Origin of the sequence: Shewanella sp. 4_MG-2023 (assembly GCF_030548015.1) — a bacterium.
Classification (GTDB): domain Bacteria; phylum Pseudomonadota; class Gammaproteobacteria; order Enterobacterales; family Shewanellaceae; genus Shewanella.
On record NZ_JAUORL010000031.1, the window covers coordinates 25,575 to 45,919 of the forward strand.

18 protein-coding genes are annotated in these 20,345 nt (G+C 39.9%); 9 read left to right on the forward strand and 9 right to left on the reverse strand.

All coding sequences use genetic code 11. From position 1 onward, the window contains the following. Positions 1–51: 51 nt before the first annotated feature. The 9 genes from Q4546_RS15505 (at position 52) to Q4546_RS15545 (ending at position 10,350) form a co-directional block, all read left to right on the forward strand. The gene (locus Q4546_RS15505) at positions 52–1,233 is read left to right on the forward strand and encodes an acetyl-CoA C-acyltransferase (RefSeq protein ID WP_303446557.1); all 1,182 of its coding nucleotides are present in this window, start codon (positions 52–54) and stop codon (positions 1,231–1,233) included. Positions 1,234–1,265: 32 nt separating this feature from the next. Further along, positions 1,266–2,924, forward strand: coding sequence for an AMP-binding protein (locus tag Q4546_RS15510; protein WP_102476793.1), 1,659 nt, complete (start codon positions 1,266–1,268; stop codon positions 2,922–2,924). A gap of 198 nt (positions 2,925–3,122) precedes the next feature. Further along, complete coding sequence (locus tag Q4546_RS15515; RefSeq protein ID WP_303446558.1) at positions 3,123–3,782, forward strand: hypothetical protein; 660 nt, start codon at positions 3,123–3,125, stop codon at positions 3,780–3,782. Positions 3,783–3,869: 87 nt separating this feature from the next. Next, positions 3,870–5,978, forward strand: a complete 2,109-nt coding sequence (locus Q4546_RS15520; RefSeq protein ID WP_303446560.1) for a molybdopterin-dependent oxidoreductase — start codon at positions 3,870–3,872, stop codon at positions 5,976–5,978. Between the two features lie 14 nt (positions 5,979–5,992). Further along, positions 5,993–6,910: a DUF1295 domain-containing protein gene (locus Q4546_RS15525; protein WP_303446562.1), complete on the forward strand. Its 918-nt coding sequence runs from the start codon at positions 5,993–5,995 to the stop codon at positions 6,908–6,910. A gap of 57 nt (positions 6,911–6,967) precedes the next feature. Then, positions 6,968–7,801, forward strand: coding sequence for a MoxR family ATPase (locus tag Q4546_RS15530; protein WP_303446563.1), 834 nt, complete (start codon positions 6,968–6,970; stop codon positions 7,799–7,801). Between the two features lie 24 nt (positions 7,802–7,825). Then, positions 7,826–8,998: a VWA domain-containing protein gene (locus tag Q4546_RS15535; RefSeq protein ID WP_303446564.1), complete on the forward strand. Its 1,173-nt coding sequence runs from the start codon at positions 7,826–7,828 to the stop codon at positions 8,996–8,998. A gap of 105 nt (positions 8,999–9,103) precedes the next feature. Continuing rightward, complete coding sequence (locus tag Q4546_RS15540; RefSeq protein ID WP_102476797.1) at positions 9,104–9,664, forward strand: hypothetical protein; 561 nt, start codon at positions 9,104–9,106, stop codon at positions 9,662–9,664. A 38-nt stretch (positions 9,665–9,702) separates the two neighbouring features. Next, positions 9,703–10,350, forward strand: a complete 648-nt coding sequence (locus Q4546_RS15545) for a DUF4386 family protein (protein ID WP_102476798.1) — start codon at positions 9,703–9,705, stop codon at positions 10,348–10,350. 208 nt (positions 10,351–10,558) lie between these two features. Here the strand turns inward: Q4546_RS15545 and Q4546_RS15550 are convergent, their stop codons facing one another. The 9 genes from Q4546_RS15550 to Q4546_RS15590 all read right to left on the reverse strand — a co-directional run bounded on the left by Q4546_RS15550 (position 10,559) and on the right by Q4546_RS15590 (position 20,133). Beyond that, entirely contained in the window at positions 10,559–11,344 is a 786-nt protein-coding gene (locus Q4546_RS15550) for an alpha/beta fold hydrolase (protein ID WP_102520564.1), read from the reverse strand. A 138-nt stretch (positions 11,345–11,482) separates the two neighbouring features. Next, on the reverse strand, positions 11,483–12,337 hold the full coding sequence (locus tag Q4546_RS15555; protein ID WP_102439303.1) for a crotonase/enoyl-CoA hydratase family protein: 855 nt from the start codon (positions 12,335–12,337) through the stop codon (positions 11,483–11,485). Positions 12,338–12,347: 10 nt separating this feature from the next. Further along, complete coding sequence (locus Q4546_RS15560; protein ID WP_102476800.1) at positions 12,348–13,040, reverse strand: crotonase/enoyl-CoA hydratase family protein; 693 nt, start codon at positions 13,038–13,040, stop codon at positions 12,348–12,350. Between the two features lie 103 nt (positions 13,041–13,143). Beyond that, the gene (locus Q4546_RS15565) at positions 13,144–13,752 is read right to left on the reverse strand and encodes a glutathione S-transferase family protein (protein ID WP_303446566.1); all 609 of its coding nucleotides are present in this window, start codon (positions 13,750–13,752) and stop codon (positions 13,144–13,146) included. A gap of 37 nt (positions 13,753–13,789) precedes the next feature. Further along, the gene (locus tag Q4546_RS15570; protein ID WP_102439300.1) at positions 13,790–14,701 is read right to left on the reverse strand and encodes a bile acid:sodium symporter family protein; all 912 of its coding nucleotides are present in this window, start codon (positions 14,699–14,701) and stop codon (positions 13,790–13,792) included. A gap of 60 nt (positions 14,702–14,761) precedes the next feature. Next, the gene (locus tag Q4546_RS15575) at positions 14,762–15,892 is read right to left on the reverse strand and encodes a DUF2855 family protein (protein ID WP_303446567.1); all 1,131 of its coding nucleotides are present in this window, start codon (positions 15,890–15,892) and stop codon (positions 14,762–14,764) included. Positions 15,893–15,913: 21 nt separating this feature from the next. Beyond that, entirely contained in the window at positions 15,914–16,879 is a 966-nt protein-coding gene (locus tag Q4546_RS15580; RefSeq protein WP_102520563.1) for an alpha/beta fold hydrolase, read from the reverse strand. A gap of 36 nt (positions 16,880–16,915) precedes the next feature. After that, positions 16,916–17,578 (reverse strand): nitroreductase, encoded by a 663-nt coding sequence (locus Q4546_RS15585; protein ID WP_102439297.1) that lies wholly within the window; start codon positions 17,576–17,578, stop codon positions 16,916–16,918. A 107-nt stretch (positions 17,579–17,685) separates the two neighbouring features. After that, the gene (locus tag Q4546_RS15590; RefSeq protein WP_303446568.1) at positions 17,686–20,133 is read right to left on the reverse strand and encodes a TonB-dependent receptor; all 2,448 of its coding nucleotides are present in this window, start codon (positions 20,131–20,133) and stop codon (positions 17,686–17,688) included. Positions 20,134–20,345: the final 212 nt, after the last annotated feature.

Genomic DNA, 20,345 nt, shown 5'->3' on the forward strand with positions numbered 1-20,345 from the left:
CCGAACCTAAGAATATAAAAACTAAAATAATTAAAATAAGAGAGGGGATTTATGAGAGAAGCCGTCATAGTTTCAGCTGCACGTTCACCGATAGGCAAAGCTTATCGGGGCGCTTTTAACGATCTTTCTGCGCCGACTTTAGCAGCTGCTACGGTCACCGCCGCCATAGAACGAGCTGGAATTGAGCCAAGTGATATTGATGACTGCATCTTTGGCGTGGTGTTAACTCAGGGCAATCAAGGAATGAATTTTGGCCGTCAGGTTGCCATGGCGGCTAATTTACCCGTTTCAGTTCCCGGAATGACAATTGATCGTCAATGTTCTTCAGGCTTAATGTCGATTTCAATCGCGGCCAACCAAATTGTCTGTGATGGTTCGCAAATCGTTGTCGCAGGGGGCTGTGAATCACTGAGTTTAGTGCAAAACGATAAAATAAATAGCTACAGGGTAGTTGATCCAAACGTAAAAGCTTATCGACCCGCCATTTATATGCCGATGCTTGATACTGCTGAAGTAGTCGCAAAGCGTTATAACATTTCTAGAGAACAACAAGACCACTACGCTTTATTATCACAACAACGTACTGCAGCAGCGCAAGCGGCTGGAAAGTTTGATGATGAGATAGTGCCAGTAACTTGCACTAAATTAGTCATGGATAAACAAACTGGCGCCATTACTCAGCAACAAGTCACTTTGTCTAAAGATGAAGGCAATCGTCCATCAACCAATTTAGCGGGTTTATCGGGTTTAAAAGTCGTTAAAGACAATGGCTCCATAACTGGCGGTAACGCATCACAGTTATCAGATGGCGCTGCTGCAGTGGTTGTTATGGAGCGTGAACTCGCCAAAGAGCGAGGTCTTGAACCATTAGGGGTTTATCGCGGTTTAGTGGTGACAGGCTGTGAACCCGATGAAATGGGTATTGGTCCTATTTATGCCATTCCTAAATTACTCGAGCGTCACGGCTTAACCATGGATGACATCGGTTTGTGGGAAATAAACGAAGCTTTTGCTGTTCAAGTGTTGTATTGCGCAGAATACTTAACTATTCCAGAAGATCGGTTAAACGTTAATGGTGGTGCAATTTCTATCGGCCACCCGTATGGTATGAGTGGCACTCGAATGGTAATGCATGCATTAATTGAAGGTAAGCGTCGTGGGGTTAAATACGTAGTCATAAGTATGTGTATTGGTGGCGGACAAGGTGCAGCGGGCTTGTTTGAAGTGCTTTAAGGTTTAACAATAATAAATAAGAGGCAAGTATTATGGAAAAGATTTGGCTTGAAAAAAGTTATCCACCTGGGGTTGAATTTGAGATTGATCCAGATAAATACAGTTCATTAGCTGAGTTGTTTTTTAAATATACCAAGTTATATAAAGACAACACCGCCTTCGTTAATATGGATGTTGCTATTAGCTATGCAGAACTTGAGCAACAGGCTACTGATTTTGCGGCCTATCTACAACAAGAGCTAGGGCTAGTAAAAGGTGATAAATTTGCCATTATGATCCCTAATTTATTGCAATATCCCATAGCCCTGTTTGGTGCGCTGATAGCTGGGCTTACTGTCGTCAATGTTAACCCGCTTTATACTCCTCGGGAACTTGAGCATCAACTCAAGGATTCTGGCGCCAAAGCTATTCTCATTCTCGAAAACTTTGCCAATGTACTACAAGCCGTTATTGATAAGACCGCTGTAGAACAAGTGATTATCACTGCTGTAGGTGACCGCTTAGGAACAATTAAAGGTGCTTTAATTAATACCGCGCTAAGACATGTAAAAAAACAAGTCCCAGAATATAACTTACCTCAAGCAATAAAATTTAATAAAGCCTTAGCTTTAGGCAGTAAATTATCTTTTACTCCAGTTGAAATTGTCGGTGCTGATTTAGCTTTTTTACAATACACCGGCGGCACGACAGGCCCATCAAAAGGGGCTATGTTAACCCACCGTAATATGGTGGCAAATATAGAGCAATCTAAAGCTGTAACTAAGAATGTTTATGAAATAGGTAAAGAAATCATGATTACGGCTTTGCCGCTTTATCATATCTTTGCACTTACATCGAACTGCCTAGCCTTTATGCCTTTTGGTGGTAAAAATATTCTAATCACCAATCCACGTGATATGGACGGCTTTGTTAAAGAGTTAGCTAAATATCCTTTTACTGCTATTACGGGGGTGAATACCTTATTCAATGGCTTATTACATACCCCAGGTTTTGACAAACTAGATTTTAGTTCTCTTAAAATGGGCTTTGGTGGCGGTATGTCAGTCCAACGGCCCGTCGCAGAACTGTGGGAAAAAGTAACTAAGACTCGCTTATTAGAAGGTTATGGATTAACAGAATGCGCCCCATTAGTCACCATGAGCCCATATAACCAACAAAGTTATAACGGTTCCATTGGCGTGCCAGCCTCGTCAACGGATATCCGCTTAGTAGGCCCCGATGGTGAAGACGTTGCCAATGGTGATCCCGGTGAAATGTGGGTTAAAGGCCCACAAGTGATGAAGGGTTATCATAATCGCCAAGATGCTACTGATGAAATCCTTATCGATGGCTGGTTAGCAACCGGCGATATTGCCACCATGGATGAAAATGGCTTTTTTACCATTGTTGACCGTAAAAAGGACATGATTATTGTCTCCGGCTTTAACGTTTTCCCTAACGAAATTGAAGAAGTACTCGTTAGCCATGAAGGCATATTAGAAGCCGCTGCTGTTGCAGCGCCAAGTGATGCAACTGGAGAAATGGTCAAAGTGTTTGTGGTTAGAAAAGATCCTGATTTAGACGAAGCCGCGGTATATGAGCACTGCACTGAATTACTGACTAATTATAAGCGCCCTAAAGAAGTGACCTTCTTAGATGAATTACCTAAAAGTAATGTCGGTAAAGTACTTAGAAAAGAGCTTCGTTCATAGTCAATAACCTAGTAGTAAGATTGCATTTGAATTTAACGTTCTAAATTTCAATACTTTAATAGCAGATCAGGGGCATAATGACCTGATCTGTTTTCCGCTGCCATGATTTAGCAATCATTATAGATATTCATTAATGACAAAGCTTAGTTTCTTAGTGTGACCCATCTGAAAAATAACAAGAAATACAGGAACAAATATATGAAATTTAAAAAACTGCCCATAAGCCAACTGTCAGTTTCTATTATGCTATTTTTAGCAGGCTCAGTAACGTTACAAGCTAATGATTTAGCAGAGGTGGGTATTGAATTAGATGCAGCTAAAGCTGCTATTGATATTGATGAAAACAGCTTTAGCTGTATCCGCGATATGACACCAGTAAGGCATTTTTATGTGGACAACATACTTGGTGATCTTGACGCAACATTGGCAGTAGCCAATGCCCCTGAGGGAGCAAAATATCCTCCAGGCTCAGTAGTACAGTTGGTACCAACAGAAGTGATGGTAAAAGGCAAGGCGGGTTCATCTCCTGTCACAGGTGATTGGGAATTTTTTGAGTTAGAAGTCAGTGAGGACGGCTCAAAAATAGTTAATCGCGGCTTTGTTGATGTCAATAACCGTTTTGGCGGCAATTGTTTTACTTGTCATTTACCTGCTCGCGATAAGTGGGACTTTATCTGTGAATCAGATCATGGTTGTGAACCCATTCCAATCGATCACAGCATGACGGGTGCGCTGCAACGCTCAGATCCTCGCTGCGGCGAAGAAGCACTTGAATCTGGCGACAGTATGGCGTTATTTAAATTAAAAACCATGGTGGTTATTGGTTCGGTTAAAAAGTGGTTTGAAGAGCTTTTTTAACCACACTGCTATTAAGAGTAAAGCGAATAAGCTTTGCTCTTTTTTATGGAAATTTTAAAAGTAAGATTAACCAAGTCAGGGATGAACATGAATGAAGTCAAAACCCATTACCGAAATTGTAATATTTGTGAAGCCATGTGTGGCTTGGAAATTAAATATCAAGACAAACAAATCTTATCGATAAAGGGCGATCAAAACGATCCTTTTAGTAAAGGTTACAATTGCCCTAAAGCCACCGCGTTAGAAGATTTTTATTACGACAAAGATCGTTTAAAAACCCCCATTAAACGTACTACATCAGGTTGGGTTGATATCTCATGGGAAGAGGCATTTGATGAAATAACCGAGAAATTCAAAGCGATTCAACATAAACATGGCAAAAACGCATTGGCAGTTTATTTGGGCAACCCTAATGCCCACAGCCTTGGCAATGCCATGATGCTAAAACCCTTTTCAAAGTCTTTGGGCACCATAAACCGTTTTAGCTCAGCTTCGGCTGATCAATTACCCCATCATGTAGCATCTAACTTCATGTTTGGTGCCGGCATGTTAATCCCAGTACCAGACATTGATCGCACCGACTTTATGCTAATTATTGGTGGTAACCCTGTTGTGTCAAACGGCAGCATGATGACAGCGCCAAATGTTATCGGGCGCATGAAGGCGATTCAAAAAAGAGGTGGTAAGGTTGTCGTCGTCGATCCTAAATGTTCACGTACCGCTAAAATTGCCGATCAGCATCTGTTTATTCGCCCAGAAAAAGACGCTTTACTGCTATTTGCGCTGATCCATTGTGTATTTGCGTCTAACAAAGTGAATTTACGTCACTTAGCCGCCATGACTGATGGTGTTGAGACACTTGAATCTGTCGCAAAAGACTATGCGCCTGAAGATGTTGCTGAATTTGTTGGTATCGATGCACAGAGTATTCGCCAGCTAGCTGCTGATATGACCGCCGCAGATTCAGCCGTTTGTTATAGCCGTATGGGCGCCTCAACACAAACCTTTGGTGGTTTATGCCAATGGTTAACCAATGTACTGAATATCATCACAGGTAATTTTGATCGTGCTGGTGGCGCTATGTTTCCTCAGCCTGCTTATGATTTACTAAGAAACCACGTAAAAGGGCATAAATCATCATTTGGCCAATATCACTCTCGGGTTAGAAAGCTGCCATTTTTTAACGGGGAATTCCCAGTCTCCACCTTGGCTGAAGAAATACAAACACCAGGTGAAAGTCAAATAAAGAGCTTGATTACTATTGCAGGCAATCCGGTACTGTCTGCGCCCAATGGCAAGCAATTAGCGGATGCATTTACTGAGTTGGATTACATGGTGTCGGTGGATATCTACCTTAATGAAACCACAAAATACGCCGATATTATTCTACCCGGCACCACTGGCGTTGAAAATTCGCATTTTGATATCTTCTTTAACTCTTTTTCAGTAAGGAACACGGTTAAATACTCAGCGCCATTGTTTGAAAAAAATGCTAATCAGCGTAGTGACTGGCAAATTTTAAAAGAAATATCATCACGTATGACCAATACCCCCATGGATCCTTATACCCCTGAGATGATCTTAGATAGGGAATTAACCCAAGGGCCTTATGGCGAAGAAGGTATGAGTTTACAAAAGCTGATTGATAATCCACATGGGATTGATATGGGCCCATTGATGCCGTGTATTGAGCAAAGGATTAAAACGGCTACAGGTAAAATAGACTTAGCGCCGCGAATATACCTCGATGATTTATCACGCTTAAATGCGCTGATGGCCACTGCGCCAAGAGATCAAACATATCCATTTGATTTAATTGGCCGCCGTTTAGTGAAAAGTCACAATACCTGGACGCAAAACTCGGCGCGTTTAGTTAAAGGTAAAAATCCCTGTACCTTAGAAATCCATAGCCAAGATGCGCAAACCCTCGGTATTAAACAAGGACAATTGCTTAAGGTGAGTTCTCGGGTGGGTGAAATCCACATAGAAGCCGCAATTACCAATGACATTCTCCAAGGCGTGGTGTGTATGCCACAAGGTTGGGGTCATAACCAACAAGGTACGCGCATGTCCATTGCAGCAACACAACCGGGTGTCAGTATGAACGACTTAACCGATGCGAGTAAGGTCGATACGTTAACGGGGAATGCGGTTCTTAATGGCATACCCGTCGCAATTAAACTTGCCTCACTGTAGGGGAAACATGACAGATGAAATACTTTACACCGTTATTTGTTTTTATTGCTGGTTGGATACTCTTAATATTTAGTGATACTTTGGCGACAATTGGCCTTGTAAATGGTTTGCTGCAACTACTCTTGTTTACCCTGGTGGTATGTATTCCTACATGGCGTACAGGCCGAATGTCCTACGTTGATATCGGTTGGCCGTGGGGACTCACGCTTATTGGTATTATGACTTGGTGTTACAGTGATGGCGACTCAACCCGTGTTGCATTCGTCAGTATGGCTTATATCTTTGCCGGTAGTCGCATGGGATTCGGTGCGTTAAAACTGTGGACTTCTGGTCATCTGCAAACAGAACTGCCACGATATGAATACCAAAAACGTCGCTGGCAAAAAGCCGGTAAAACCAACGTAGCGTTAGCGCAGCAAATAGAGGCGATAATACAAGGTTTGGCCAATGCATCTTATTTGGCTTTACCTGCATTTATTATTGCAGCCAATACAGACTCACAAATTTCAATATTTGAAATTATCGGCATTATTGTGTGGCTGGCTGCATTTGCGATGGAAACTATTGCCGATATACAAAAGTTAGCTTTTTTGAAAGCGATGAAATCGATAGGGATTAAGAATCAGGTTTGTAATGTGGGCTTATGGCGATTTAGTCGTCATCCAAATTATTTTGCTGAATGGATGGTGTGGAATGGATTAGTCATTGCCGCTATTCCATCATGGCTAGCCTTATACCAACAAGAATCGGTGGTGATATGGGGGTTATTAGGAGTCGGTTTACTGATTACCTCCAAAATAATGTACACCACCTTAGTTGTTTATACTGGCGCAGTACCTTCTGAGTTCTATTCAGTGCAAAAACGCCCTGAATATAAGGCCTATCAACAAACAACTAATATCTTTTTCCCGGGCCCGAATAAGACACGGTAAATAAAACGCTAACTAAAAATAGCACTAGAACTAAAACTATCACCAATAGGTAAAAGCATGTTTAAAAGTACTGACAACTATATTGCTTCGAGCGATCTCACTATGGCTGTGAATGCCGCTATCGCATTAGAAAAACCGTTATTGATTAAAGGCGAGCCGGGTACCGGTAAAACTCAATTAGCGGCAGAGTTAGCTAAATCTTTAAATTGTAAGTTGTATCAGTGGCATATTAAGTCGACCACTAAAGCGCAGCAAGGCTTGTACGAATACGATGCGGTGTCACGCCTAAGAGATAGTCAATTAGGTGATGCACGTGTGCATGATATTTCAAACTATATCGTTAAAGGTAAGTTATGGCAGGCTTTTGAAGAAGAGCAAAGACCGATCTTACTTATTGATGAAATAGACAAAGCTGACATCGAATTCCCCAACGATTTACTGCAAGAGTTAGACAAGATGGAGTTTCATGTTTATGAAACTCAGCAAGTGATTAAAGCTAAACAAAGACCCATTATCATCATTACCTCAAACAACGAAAAAGAACTGCCTGATGCCTTTTTAAGACGCTGCTTTTTCCATTACATTAAATTCCCGACCAAAGTTGAAATGGAAAAAATCATCGATGTGCATCATCCTGATGTGAAGCAACAACTACTCAAGCAAAGTTTAGAGGTGTTTTTTGACTTACGAGAGGTCAATGGCATTAAGAAAAAACCATCAACCTCTGAACTGATTGATTGGATCAAGCTATTAATATCAGATGATATTTCTCAAGCGAGTCTATTAGATAAAAATTCTGACGTAATTCCGTTATTTGGTGCGCTGCTTAAAAATGAACAAGATGTGTCACTACTTGAAAAACTGGCTTTTATGAGTCGTAGAAACCGCTAATCGCTAAATAAAGGTAACAAAATCATGTTTATTGATTTTTTTCTTACGTTGAAAAAACATAACGTACCTTGCAGTTTGCGTGAGTTATTAGATCTTATTGCCTTATTAAAAAAAGGCGTAGTGTTTGCAGACGTTGAAGATTTTTATAATTTGGCCAAAATCGTGATGGTTAAAGACGAAATTTATTACGACAAATATGACAACGCTTTTGCGGAATACTTTAAAGGCATCGAAAGCATAGATGTGTTTGATCAAATCTTGCCTGAAGATTGGTTACGTAAAGAATTTGAAAAGCATTTAAGTGATGAAGAAAAACAACAGCTGAAAGCCTTAGGTGGCCTTGAACAGCTAATGAAGGCATTAAAAGAGCGACTCGAAGAACAGAAAAAACGCCATGCTGGTGGCAATAAATGGATCGGTACCGGTGGCACTTCACCTTTTGGTGCTTATGGCTATAATCCTGAAGGAATAAGAGTAGGGCAAGAGGGTAACCGTAACAATAGCGCCGTTAAAGTCTGGGATAAACGTGAGTTTAAAAACTTCGACCAAGACCGAGAGCTAGGTACCCGTAATATCAAGTTAGCATTAAAAAAATTACGTAAATTTGCCCGTACTGGAGCCAGTGAAAAGTTAGATATTAACACCACTATTCGCTCCACTGCTCAAAATGGTGGCTTATTAGATGTACACATGGAGCCAGAGCGCCACAATGCGGTAAAAGTACTGATGTTTTTTGATGTCGGCGGCTCAATGGATGATTACATTCAAACCTGTGAAGAGCTTTTTTCAGCCGCCCATACTGAATTCAAACAATTAAAATTTTTCTATTTTCATAATTGTTTATACGACAAAGTATGGCAAGACAATAGCAGGCGCTATCAACAAACCATTGACCTTGAAGAAGTCATCAGAACATACGGTTCAGATTATAAAGTCATATTTGTCGGCGATGCGACAATGGGGCCTTATGAAATTGTCGCCCGCGGTGGCAGTGTTGAACACTGGAATGAGAAACCTGGCAGTGATTATATGAATCGGCTATTGGGCCACTTCAATAAAGTGACCTGGTTAAATCCACAACCCCAGCAGCATTGGTCTTATCATCAGTCGATATCGATAATTCAGCAGTTAATGGATAACAAAATGTACCCGCTAACGGTAGATGGTATTGGTAGGGCGATTAAGGAACTGAGTTAACTCGCGATATAAAATCGACAAACTACAGCTTCATATTGAGCTAAAATAATTCAAGGAAGAAATAAGTGGCTTTTGTTAGGTATCACAAAAACCGTATTTAAAATTATGATTATAAAAGAGATTAATATCACCCAAAAAGCCATTGAGCTGTTTTTAATCGCCATTGTTGTCAGTGTTTTTCTAAATGACATTATCATTAATGAACATACCTTAGCCGCTAACCATCTTTGGTATTTAGCCTTAGCGGTTATCATATTAAGCCTATATCGGCTAGATATCCGCCCCAACAAACAAAATAAAATTCACCATCAAGGTTTAAAAAAAACAGGTATTTATAGTCTACTGTTTATTGCAATTTACCTTTGTGGTCCACTCGCCACAGCAAGATATGGTCATGTTTTACTGACTACGCTAGGTAAATATGAGCATGTTAACCATGAGTTCATTGTTAAATATGTGAGTACAGCCTATAGCAGTCAATATTGTACTGGCGCTGTTTACATTAAAAGTTACCAATTATTCGGCAATGACCGTATATGCGGGGTACCTAAATCGCTTTGGTTTAGGTTAAAAAAAGGTGATACATTAACCGTTAAAGGTAGACAAACTAGCCTAGCGTTTGAATATCAGACCGTACAGTTAATCAACAACACTAGCGGAAGCTAACCGCTGTAACAACAAGGTTTTATGAATAAGGATTAGGTGTGAATAACATACAAAAAATAGCTGGCGTTGCTGCACTTTTTGAAGCTGTTATTTACATATCAGCTTTTATATTTTTTGGTGCGTGTTGGGATTACCCAGTCAGTGCAGGTGATACACAAAAACTCAGTTATCTAATTCATCATCAATCAATTTTATCAATCGTTAATTTTGTTATGTATGTCGCTTTTGGGCTTTTTTTAGCCATATTAGTTATAGCGATCCATCAACGGATGAAAACCAAAGCGCCTCTTTTGTCACAAACGGCTACAGTCTTCGGTATTATTTGGGTTGGCCTTGTCATCGCAAGTGGCATGATTGCAAATGTTGGATTAGCAGCTGTTATCGATTTGTCAGCCCAAAATCCACAGCAAGCAATGACCCTTTTAATGGTTATAAATACAATCGTTGAGGCTTTTGGAGGCGGCAACGAAATTGTCGGCGGCTTATGGGTTCTATTATTGAGTGTTGCAGGGTTAAAAGCGATTGAATTACCGAAATGGTTACACTATTTCGGACTATTAATTGGAACTGTCGGTGTTCTTACAATTTATCCTGCTGAAATCCTCACTGAAATATTTGGCTTAAGCCAAATAGTGTGGTTCTCTTGGCTAGGTATGGCAATGCTTGTAAACCTTAACAGCGAATAGGGCGTTCAAACGGCTGAATGACCATTGCAGTCACTAAGTAAATTACTATGGAGTTAACTTTAAAGATAAATATGCAAAAAGTTTCGCACCTTGTAGTAAATAAAAATAGGCCGCCAGAAGCTAAGACTATTGTTAGTTTTACTTTATAAATATAGCTGACTAATTTAGCTGCTATTAAGTAATAACATTATTAATACCATTAGCGTTGTTACCAGTCTTTGACTATGGCCTTAATCATATTGGCAGTATTTTGTGGTTGCTCTAGGGGGAACATATGACCACCATTGGGCATCATGGAAACTTCAATGTTGTTTAAGTTTGCAAAGCGAGTGAAATACTTAACCGGGAATACGTCAGTTTTTTCGCCATAAATAAGTGCAGCTGGGACCTTAAGTTGGTTTTTATATCTGGCTAAGTTACAAGGTAAATGTCTGAAAATATCGGCTTCAACTTCGGGGGTAAAGCTTAATTCTAAGCGTTTATTGCGCTGGGTTACACCATGGTCAACGTAATCTTTTAAACACCTTGGATCAAAGTTTTTAAATAAATTTTTCTGTGCGAAGTAACCAACTAAGTTAGTGTTTAGCGGCCAATGACGTTGACGGTTTTGTGCCCGGCCTGCAGGAGACCATTTATCAATAAGACGAGTCTTTTTAACAACTTTAAGCACATGACTGAAAGGGCCTGTAACAACTGGCGGATCTAACATGATTACACCACGAAACAACTCTGGATGTTGGCATGCTGCAAGAAATGACAGAATGCCACCAAATGAATGACCAATACATATCACTTTTTCATCTTGCTGTTTTAAATAATCAAGCAACTCAGTAACCAAGTGCTGCCAATTAGTGTGTATAGGGTATTTATGATTATGCCCATATTGATCATGAGCAATGGTACTGAACTTTTCATTAAATTCACCGAGAAATGTTTTATAACTTCCTGCAGGAAATCCATTGGCGTGAACGAGGTTAATCAGTGGCTTGGTCATAGTTACTTCATACCATGTTTGATTACTTTTGGTTTAAAATCTTTTTATAAAATCTTGTTATAAAAGCTTTTATAAAAAGGCTATTGTCGATTTAAACACTGTTTGGTTAATTCAATCGAGCAATAGCCCTACAGCGAGTTAGAATATTTTTGAATTATCAATTGGTGTTAGCTCTTGAAACTCTGGTGCTCGTTTTTGCGCTTTGGCAGTAAAAGTTTCCATCATGTCATTTTGCGGTTGGAACATACCACTTTGCCAAGCTGCCATATAATTTAAGCTGTCTGCTACAGAATGATCGCGGCCATAATTTATCATCTCTTTACAGCCTGCTACCGCCAATGGTGAGCGAGCAGCAATTTCAGCTGCTATTGCCATTACGCCTGTTAACATGCTTTGTTGATCTTCAAATACCTGATTAACCAGACCTGCATCTTTGGCTTCATTGGCTGGCATTCTGCGACCGGTATAGGCTAATTCTTTAACTAAACCCATTGAGATTAATTTAGGTAAACGCTGTAATGTGCCTAAGTCAGCGGTCATGCCTAATTTAGTTTCTTCAATACTGAAAAAAGCATCACTGGTACAATAACGACAATCAGCAGCGCTGACCATATCAACCGCGCCACCAATACAACCACCTTGAACGGCCATTAATACTGGCATTCTGGCACTTTCTAATACGTTGAAGCACTCTTGTAGCCTTAATACTAAGCGGCGTAATTGCTCATGTTTACGGCCTAATTCAATATTCTTATCATTATTACTTTGGGTAAAAACGGCTAGATCCATTCCTGCACAGAAATGTTTACCTGTTGATGAAATAACAATGACACGAGCAGCAGCTTGATCATTTATCTGTTGAATCACTTTTGGGAATTCATCCCAAAAATCAATATTCATTGAATTAAATTCATCTGGACGATTAAGCTTGATATGAGCAATTTTAGCGTTAACTTCTACAGTCAAACTGTTAAACTTTTCATTGTTATTCATCGTATTAACCTTATAAAATTAACGTGCTTTGGGCATCGATTTCTATCGCGCTATCTAACGCGGCAAGGATTGCGTGACGTTCTTTTAGTTTGGTGCCGTGATGTGATTTCATATCAAGAGATTGCATATGCTTAGCCACTGCATAGGCAGTGGCCATCAGGTGCTCAGGTTCAACAACTTGATCAAGAAAACCTGCTGAAACCGCTGTTTGTGGGGCAAACAGTTCAGCGACTATAACTGAACGAGTAAGATAATTACGTGGGATACGATTTCGCGCAAGCTCAATACCGGCATTGTGCATTGTCATGCCTATAGCGACTTCATTTAAACCAATTTTAAAATCACCCGCACAGCCAATACGGTAGTCACAACTGAGTAATAAAAATGCCCCTTTGGCAATAGCATGACCGGTACATGCCCCAATAATAGGGGTCGGGAACGCCAGCATTCTGCGGGCTAACTTAGAGCCTGCGGTTACCAGTGCTATTGCAGCCTCTGAACTAGACTTCATGGTTTTAAGATCAAAGCCACCTGAAAATATTCCGGCTTGGCCTGTTAAAATAACTACGGCTTGTTGCTGCTCAGCAGCATCTAAAGCGACATTAATTTCTGTAATTATCTCTGGCGAGATAGCATTAACTTTGCCATTGTTTAGCGTAATTACATGTATATTGTTGTCGATTTCGACCTTGATAAGTTCCATTTGCTACCTTTTTAGTTTTAGTTGTCTGTTTTTATTGTCAATCGTTGGTTGTAATATTGTTGCTGTTAATTACTTTATACAGTATTTACTCTAATAAAAAGTCCTATCCGTGTTTTAACACTAATTGATAGGCCGCTCTTTGTTGAACTTTGCAGAGGTAAGCTTTGATATTGTCTTGTCCCTTGAGTAATTTTAAACTCATGGCTATCTCTAACATTATGGTCATCATGATATCGGCGGCGCTAAAGTCATTGCCAGCAAAGTAACTGTGGCTTGCTAAATATTGGTCAATATAAGCAAAGTCGATTGCTAATTCTTTGGCAATATAACTATCTAGTGGGTAACTACTGGCACGGGGTTCCATTTGCAATAATAAAGTCGTGATAACGGGTAAAGCCAGTGAGCCTTCGGCAAAATGTAACCATTCAAGGTATTGATAATATTGGCTGCTATTTGTGTCTGGTCTTAAATGCGTTGAATAATCTTGGTTTAAGATATATTCCATAATGGCACCAGACTCACATATGGTTATGTCATCATCAACCATGATGGGGGATTTACCCAGAGGGTGTATGGCATATAACGCCTTCGGTGCGAGGTTAGTGTTTGGATCACGCTGATGTATGACTAACTCATAGGGTAACTTCATCTCTTCAAGTAACCATAAAACGCGTTTAGATCTTGATTTAACTAAATGGTGAACTGTAATCATATGAGTATCTTCCGTGTTGTTAATTTTTTAAAGGGCTTCATTTCGCGATATCTAACTGCACTTTCGGTTTATCGGCGCGATTAAACTTTGAATTAAATATTCTGACGAGTACACCTGCAGTAAATAGCATGGTTAACGTATAAATAGCAGGTGTAAATGACATTTTATAATTGGCCAATAAGGTCAGCGCCATGAACATGGATAAAGTACTATTTTGTAAACCTACTTCGATGGTAATTGAAGTGCGCTGAGCAAGGTTTAAACCAAGCCACTTACTTGAATAGTAGCCCAGTGCCATGGTTGAAATATTGAGCAATATTGAAACTGGCCCTGCAGCGATAAGGGCTGAAACCACAATGTCTTTTTGAATGTATGTCAAAAAGATAATTAATAAGGTTAAAAATAAAATACCAAATTTAGACACATGAACTTGTGTACTGTCAGCTAATTTGGGGGCAAATCGCTTTATTAACATCCCGATGCCAATAGGCAATATTGTCAGCTTCATTAAACTTATCATGGTGGTAATAATCGGTAATGAGAACTCAGTACCTTTACCCATAAAGTGCTCAAGCGATAAGTTAAGTATCACTGGAATGGTAAATACCGTTATGATGCTGGCTATTGCTGTCATCGAAACTGACAGCGCGACATCTCCTTTGGCTAAATGGGTAAACATATTCGAAGTCGTACCACCTGGACATAGTACTAACAGCATGACGCCTACGGCATATTCTGGTTCTAAAGGCATGACACTTGCCAATACAAACCCTATAAGCGGCAAAAGTATGAGTTGATTAACCAAACCGATAGATACAGCTTTAGGGTACTTTACCACTCGCTTAAAATCTTTAGGAATAAGAGAAAGCCCCATTCCCATCATGATTAAAAATATACAAATTGGAATCACTTTTGTGTTTACAAATTTGACTAATTCAATACTTTCCATACGAACCTCAGGTTTAACAGACCTTGCTGCTGGCCAATTTAAATGAATTGATATTATTAATTACCAAGAAACAATTTGGCCCACAGATGCATCGGCTTTACCTGCTAATACTTGTTGGTAAATGGCATCTAATTCAGTAACGTTATAAGTTGTGTTGATGGTTATGTTCACACGGCAAAACTCAATGTAACGCAGTAATGCTAAATTCATCTGGTTCATCATTTCGGTGGCACCATATTCTGCAGCACGTTTTTTAAGCTGGTTTGGTGCAAAAAAGAACTCTGGTTTTGCGCCCGGCAAGCTAGCAACGTTAAAACCATCCGAGATATCAATATCTTGGTGATGAGTTGCCCCTATTCGACACGAATAACGCAGTGAGTCTGCAAAGTGGTAATGTATTGCTGAAAGTGTTGATTGACCGCCAGCCATATCAACTAAAATTGATGTGACACCGCTGTCGAGTGACGCTATTTGTTGGTAGCTGACAACTTGATCATAACAAGCTAATGACTCAACAAATTTACGATTAGATTCAGAGGTGATACCAATAGCAGGGCGTTCGCCTCTGTCTTTAATTGAGAAGGCCAGGGCAATGCTGGTTTTACTTGATGCACTGGTGATGAGGTATTGAGCTGCGTCAAAGTAATTATTATCAAACATAAAGTCATCAACTAACCATGAAGTGGTAAATAAACCTCGAAGTAAAATATCAAATTCTTCGTTATTTATCTGATAATAAGGATTAGTATTAACCCGATCAAAGCGACTGTAAACAGGTGAAAGACCTTCTCGGCATGGATTTATATCAGAAAATCCCGTTGTAGCGATATTGCCAGCAATAACGGTTAAATGAGTCGCCATTGGCATAAATCCCCAAAGCCTTTCTCCCACTTTAATATGTTGGCAATTTGAAGCAATAACATCTGCATAGCCCATTACTGGGAGTCGCCCCCATTGGGCTTGCTCAGTGCTATTTGCCGTTGGGAAAAATCGCCAATAACCTAAAGCATCTCCGGTGACGCCGTAACTAATGTTGTTTGCTGTAAGAGCAAATTTATCTACTTTCAGCAGTAATTCATTTTCAGCTAAAGGCTGTTCAATATTAAGTGGTACTACTCGGGTTTGGATTAAATTTGATTTTGAAACTTCAAAAACAAATGCACTGTGGGTTAACGTTTGTGATTGGGTCATAACAAGCCTTTATTTTTGTGATTATGTATTAATAAAATGATTCATGACGTGGTTTATCTCTGCAGGTCTTTCGTGTTGTAACCAGTGACTGCAATTTTTGAAACGCACTATGGTGCAATCCGGAACGTATTGGTTAATATCGGTAAGATTCTCATTAACAAAGGCTTGGTCTCGTTCACCCCATAAAATAAGCGTTGGAAGGTTAATACGTATATTGGGTATTTTTATTGTCGCGATGTCTTTAATTGGACTCAATTGACCCGAGTCTTCACTTTTTGACGAGCAGTTATTTTGTTGTTTTAGCGCTGAATGATTAGTGTTTTCTTTTGCCGCTAATTGCGGCATTGCACGGTAATATTGCAGCATGCCATTAATGCCGCCTTGTTGACTCCAAACCTGACGGTACTCAGCTTTGGTTTTATTACTAAATGTACTTTTATAAGCACTTACCATGATGTTCTCAGCTAGGTATTGATAGTTATTTTGCTGTAATAAATGCTCTGCATTTTGACTAATTAAGTCATGAATATAGGTACTCTTTTGGCGTTGTAGTGGGTTGTTAACCATTTCTCGGGTGAAGGTACTTGGATGCGCGGCATTCAAAATAATCAGTTTACATATTAGTTGTGGATGAAAGGCTGCAAGGGGCCAAGCGATGGCGCCGCCCCAATCATGGGCAACTAAAATCACTGCGCTATTTGGGCTAATGTGTTTAATAAACTTTGAAAAGAAAGCGATTAAATTGGGGACAGAGTAAAAATCAACTTCAGTAGGTTTATCACTTAAGTTGTACCCAGGTAAATCAGGCGCTATAACCCGATAATTTTCAGCGAAATAACTTAATTGCTTACGCCAAACGCCCCAATATTCAGGAAAACCATGAAGGAAAATGATCGTTGGCTTTGCTTCTGTGCCTGATACAAGATTCGATTCAACATAGTGAATGTTGGTCTGATCTATTAACGCAAACTTATGCTCCAACTGCATGTTGATTCTCTTTTAATGTCATATATAAAAAGGCATTTATTCGAAAAAACTGACTGCATTATCGATTAACTCTCTGTCTGTTCTGGTTTTATTTACAGGATTAGTGTCATCAGCAAAGCCAAAAGACATGCCAAATAAGATGCCGCGTTCCTCAGGTAGGTTTAATGCTTCTCGCACAGGATCAGGAAATTGACCTAAGGCACCTTGCATACAATTTGATATGCCATGCTGAGCAAGAACTAATGAAAGTGTTTGCGCGTAAATACCTAAATCTACTGCACCCATAATGTCTAAATATTTATCCATGGTAAAAAATACCGCATGGGGAGCATCAAAGAATTGCCAGTTACGCAGCATTGCCATTTGACGCGCTTTCTTATCTTCTCTGGCTATGCCTAATTCGGTGTAAAGCGCATTTGCTGATCCAAACTGACGCTCGCGGTGTACGCCACTGTATTGTGCCGTCCAGTTAAAGTCTGGGTTTGGCTTGGCGCCGCTCATTAATAATTCCATGAATTGATGTTGTAATTTGTGTTTTGTTTTTCCCGACACCACACAGGCTTGCCAAGGTTGAACATTACAATTGGAAGGGGATAATTGCACCGTTTCAAAAATGTGTTTTAAGGTTTCTTGTGGTACAGGCTTATTCAAAAACGCACGTGCTGAATAGCGTTGTTTTAAAATCGTTTCAATAGGCATTTGCTGACTCTTTACTTAGTATAAAAATGTAGAGTGTTATTAATTGCGTTAAAGGTTAAAGCCAACAGCGACAATGTAAGTCATTATCACTATTGGCTTTCTCTTAACTAAAACTCATAGGAAATGTTAGCACCGAAAGTACGAGGTTGATTTGGGTAGCCATTAAAACTACCTGCTTGAATCGGAGGCGGGAATGCTGACAATAAGTATTCGTCGTTGGTTAAATTACGTACCCAAAGCTGTAGATTGATACCATTGCCAAAGGCTAATCCGGTGCTGGCATTAACGGTATTAACTTCGCGAGTTAATGAATCAGGCACGTTTTCAGCTAATTTAGTGTCACTTTCATATAAGTAATCAACTCTAGCGTAGCCATATATGTCCTCACCGATTTCATAATTATAAGCAAGTCCTGCTGTCAGGCTTAAATCAGAGATACCAGCTGGTTTTTCACCGGATAAATCCACAGGCCCGTCTAGACCTGATGCGCCAACAAAGGAATCATAAACAGGGTCAAGGTAAGTCCCAGCAAAGGTGATTGACCAATCACTGTTTAAATTATATTTGGAGTCAAATTCAATCCCTTGAGTACTTTGCTTACCTGCATTAGCTAGCACAAATCCAGTACCGATAAAGATAGATGATTGAAATCCTTCAATAGTTTGATCAAAAAATGTGGCATTAAAAGCGCCATTTTCAAAACGTGTTTTAATACCAAGCTCGTAAACGGTAGCTTCTTCAGGAGAGGCATAACGTCCGCCATAAGCTTGGTTAGGTTGTGAAATACCGGCAGTTTCTAATGCCTCTTGATCTGATGCAAAAGGGCTACTATAACGGGACAAATTCCATGACGTTGCTTTAAAGCCTGTTGCAGCTGTGGCAAATATATTGACGTTATTGTTGATTTCGTAGGCTAGGCGAAATGACCAGGTGGTTTTGCTGTCATCTGTTTTATGGTTTTCTACCACGTTAGGTAATTCCATCATTGGCGGTAAAAATTGTAAACCTTTCAATACTGGAACTGCAGGAGCTAGTTGGGGGATCGAACCAATGGGCACACCAAACAAGGTAAGATCATTATCTAAATCAATTGCAGAAAATACATCAGTATTAGTTTGTTCTATGGTGATGTCTTTTTGGTCATTAATATAACTGACACCAAAAATAGCCGTTAGCTGTTCAGTGATATGGTAATCAAAGCTTGCGAACAGAGAATAGGCATCATTTTTTTGTTCAAACTCTGAGTTAACGGCTGAGGTGTTTGAAAAAAATGTTCCTGGTTCAAGACCATATACTCCTTCAACACCTGCTAATAACCCTGGGGCACCGCCTGCAGCGGTTAATACATGAAAGTAGTTTCGAATATCATTACCGTAATATAAAGTATCGCCAGTAATCACTTCTTCATGGAACAGATAGGCACCGACCATCCATTCAAAGTCTCGCTCGCCTGTTGAAGTTAAGCGCAACTCTTGAGTGACGGTTTCTATTTCTGTGTGACCACCTTCAGTGAGAATATCTAAAGACGTGTAATCAACATCATTCTTAAATCCTGAATCATTACTGCGATAAGCACTGATTGACGTTAATGCAAAACCATCAAAATCAACGTCAATTTGTAGTGAGGCACCGCCATCTTCGACATTATTGTCAGGATTTGAATTAAGTGCAGATTGATAAGAAAATGAATCATTTTCGTCGATAACAATGCCACCTAATGCGCGAACGGCAGCAGTAGTAGCACCATTAATTGAATCTTCAACAGCGCAGCAGGCCTCTTGAATTTCGCTATAGTCGGCTATTAAGCGAAATTTAACATCTTCAGTGGGTTCATATAAAGCTTGCCCTCGAATGTTCCAACGGTCGCGGTCATTAACATCTGAAAGACCAACAATACTTTCAGCATAACCATCGCGAGCGTTATAACCGCCCGATAAACTCACGGCAAACGTATCAGAGAGCCCATTAGTTATATAGCCTTTAACTATTTGTTGATTGTAATTGCCATAGCCTAATTCAACCATGCCTTCTAAATCATATGAAGGTTCCATGGTAGTTACGCTGATCACACCAGCAGATGCATTTTTACCAAATAAGGTACTTTGGGGGCCACTGAGCACTTCTATTTGTTGAACTCGCGGTAAGTCACCTATTTGCGCCGCTGCGCGGGAGCGGTAGACACCATCAATGAACACACCAACCGATGGCTCAATCCCGGTATTATTGGTGCCATTACCAAATCCACGAATTGAGAAGTTAGTATTAGTAGAGCGCTGTAATGGCGTAACCCGTAAAGTGGGCACCAATGTTTGTAGATCGTTAATATCAAGCGTATTTGACTGTTTAATTGCAGCGCCGTCGACTACGGTTACCGCCACTGGTGACTCTTGCAGGCTTTTTAGGCGTTTAGAGGCTGTGACATAGATGACTTCGATATCATCTTTTTCTTCTGAGTTGGTGTTTACTTCTTCAGCAATAGCCGATGAATTAAGTACCCCACAAACGGCTAACGCGGTTAAAGAGTGCTTAAAGATTTGTACTGTTTTTACATTCATATTTATCCCCAAGAATGACCAATAGTTATTAAGTAACCTTGTCAACAAACTGATTTACTTAAGTTATTTGTGACACTTGAGTGCTCTATTAATAACCAGTAAACATCTAGTTTTTAATTGCGTTATTCAATAACTGCAAGGGAATAAATTAGAAGCTAACCTAAGCTTCTGAATATAACTAACTACCACTTTTATGAACGTTTAAACGCCAA

Excerpts from the sequence above, each read along its gene's own strand:
- Q4546_RS15550 (WP_102520564.1), bottom strand. The coding sequence starts at position 11,344 with ATGACCAAGCCACTGATTAACCTCGTTCACGCCAATGGATTTCCTGCA.
- Q4546_RS15590 (WP_303446568.1), bottom strand. The coding sequence starts at position 20,133 with ATGAATGTAAAAACAGTACAAATCTTTAAGCACTCTTTAACCGCGTTA.
- Q4546_RS15540 (WP_102476797.1), top strand. The coding sequence starts at position 9,104 with ATGATTATAAAAGAGATTAATATCACCCAAAAAGCCATTGAGCTGTTT.
- Q4546_RS15520 (WP_303446560.1), top strand. The coding sequence starts at position 3,870 with ATGAATGAAGTCAAAACCCATTACCGAAATTGTAATATTTGTGAAGCC.
- Q4546_RS15560 (WP_102476800.1), bottom strand. The coding sequence starts at position 13,040 with ATGGAACTTATCAAGGTCGAAATCGACAACAATATACATGTAATTACG.
- Q4546_RS15505 (WP_303446557.1), top strand. The coding sequence starts at position 52 with ATGAGAGAAGCCGTCATAGTTTCAGCTGCACGTTCACCGATAGGCAAA.
- Q4546_RS15585 (WP_102439297.1), bottom strand. The coding sequence starts at position 17,578 with ATGCCTATTGAAACGATTTTAAAACAACGCTATTCAGCACGTGCGTTT.
- Q4546_RS15535 (WP_303446564.1), top strand. The coding sequence starts at position 7,826 with ATGTTTATTGATTTTTTTCTTACGTTGAAAAAACATAACGTACCTTGC.
- Q4546_RS15515 (WP_303446558.1), top strand. The coding sequence starts at position 3,123 with ATGAAATTTAAAAAACTGCCCATAAGCCAACTGTCAGTTTCTATTATG.
- Q4546_RS15565 (WP_303446566.1), bottom strand. The coding sequence starts at position 13,752 with ATGATTACAGTTCACCATTTAGTTAAATCAAGATCTAAACGCGTTTTA.
- Q4546_RS15570 (WP_102439300.1), bottom strand. The coding sequence starts at position 14,701 with ATGGAAAGTATTGAATTAGTCAAATTTGTAAACACAAAAGTGATTCCA.
- Q4546_RS15530 (WP_303446563.1), top strand. The coding sequence starts at position 6,968 with ATGTTTAAAAGTACTGACAACTATATTGCTTCGAGCGATCTCACTATG.
- Q4546_RS15555 (WP_102439303.1), bottom strand. The coding sequence starts at position 12,337 with ATGAATAACAATGAAAAGTTTAACAGTTTGACTGTAGAAGTTAACGCT.
- Q4546_RS15510 (WP_102476793.1), top strand. The coding sequence starts at position 1,266 with ATGGAAAAGATTTGGCTTGAAAAAAGTTATCCACCTGGGGTTGAATTT.
- Q4546_RS15525 (WP_303446562.1), top strand. The coding sequence starts at position 5,993 with ATGAAATACTTTACACCGTTATTTGTTTTTATTGCTGGTTGGATACTC.
- Q4546_RS15580 (WP_102520563.1), bottom strand. The coding sequence starts at position 16,879 with ATGCAGTTGGAGCATAAGTTTGCGTTAATAGATCAGACCAACATTCAC.
- Q4546_RS15575 (WP_303446567.1), bottom strand. The coding sequence starts at position 15,892 with ATGACCCAATCACAAACGTTAACCCACAGTGCATTTGTTTTTGAAGTT.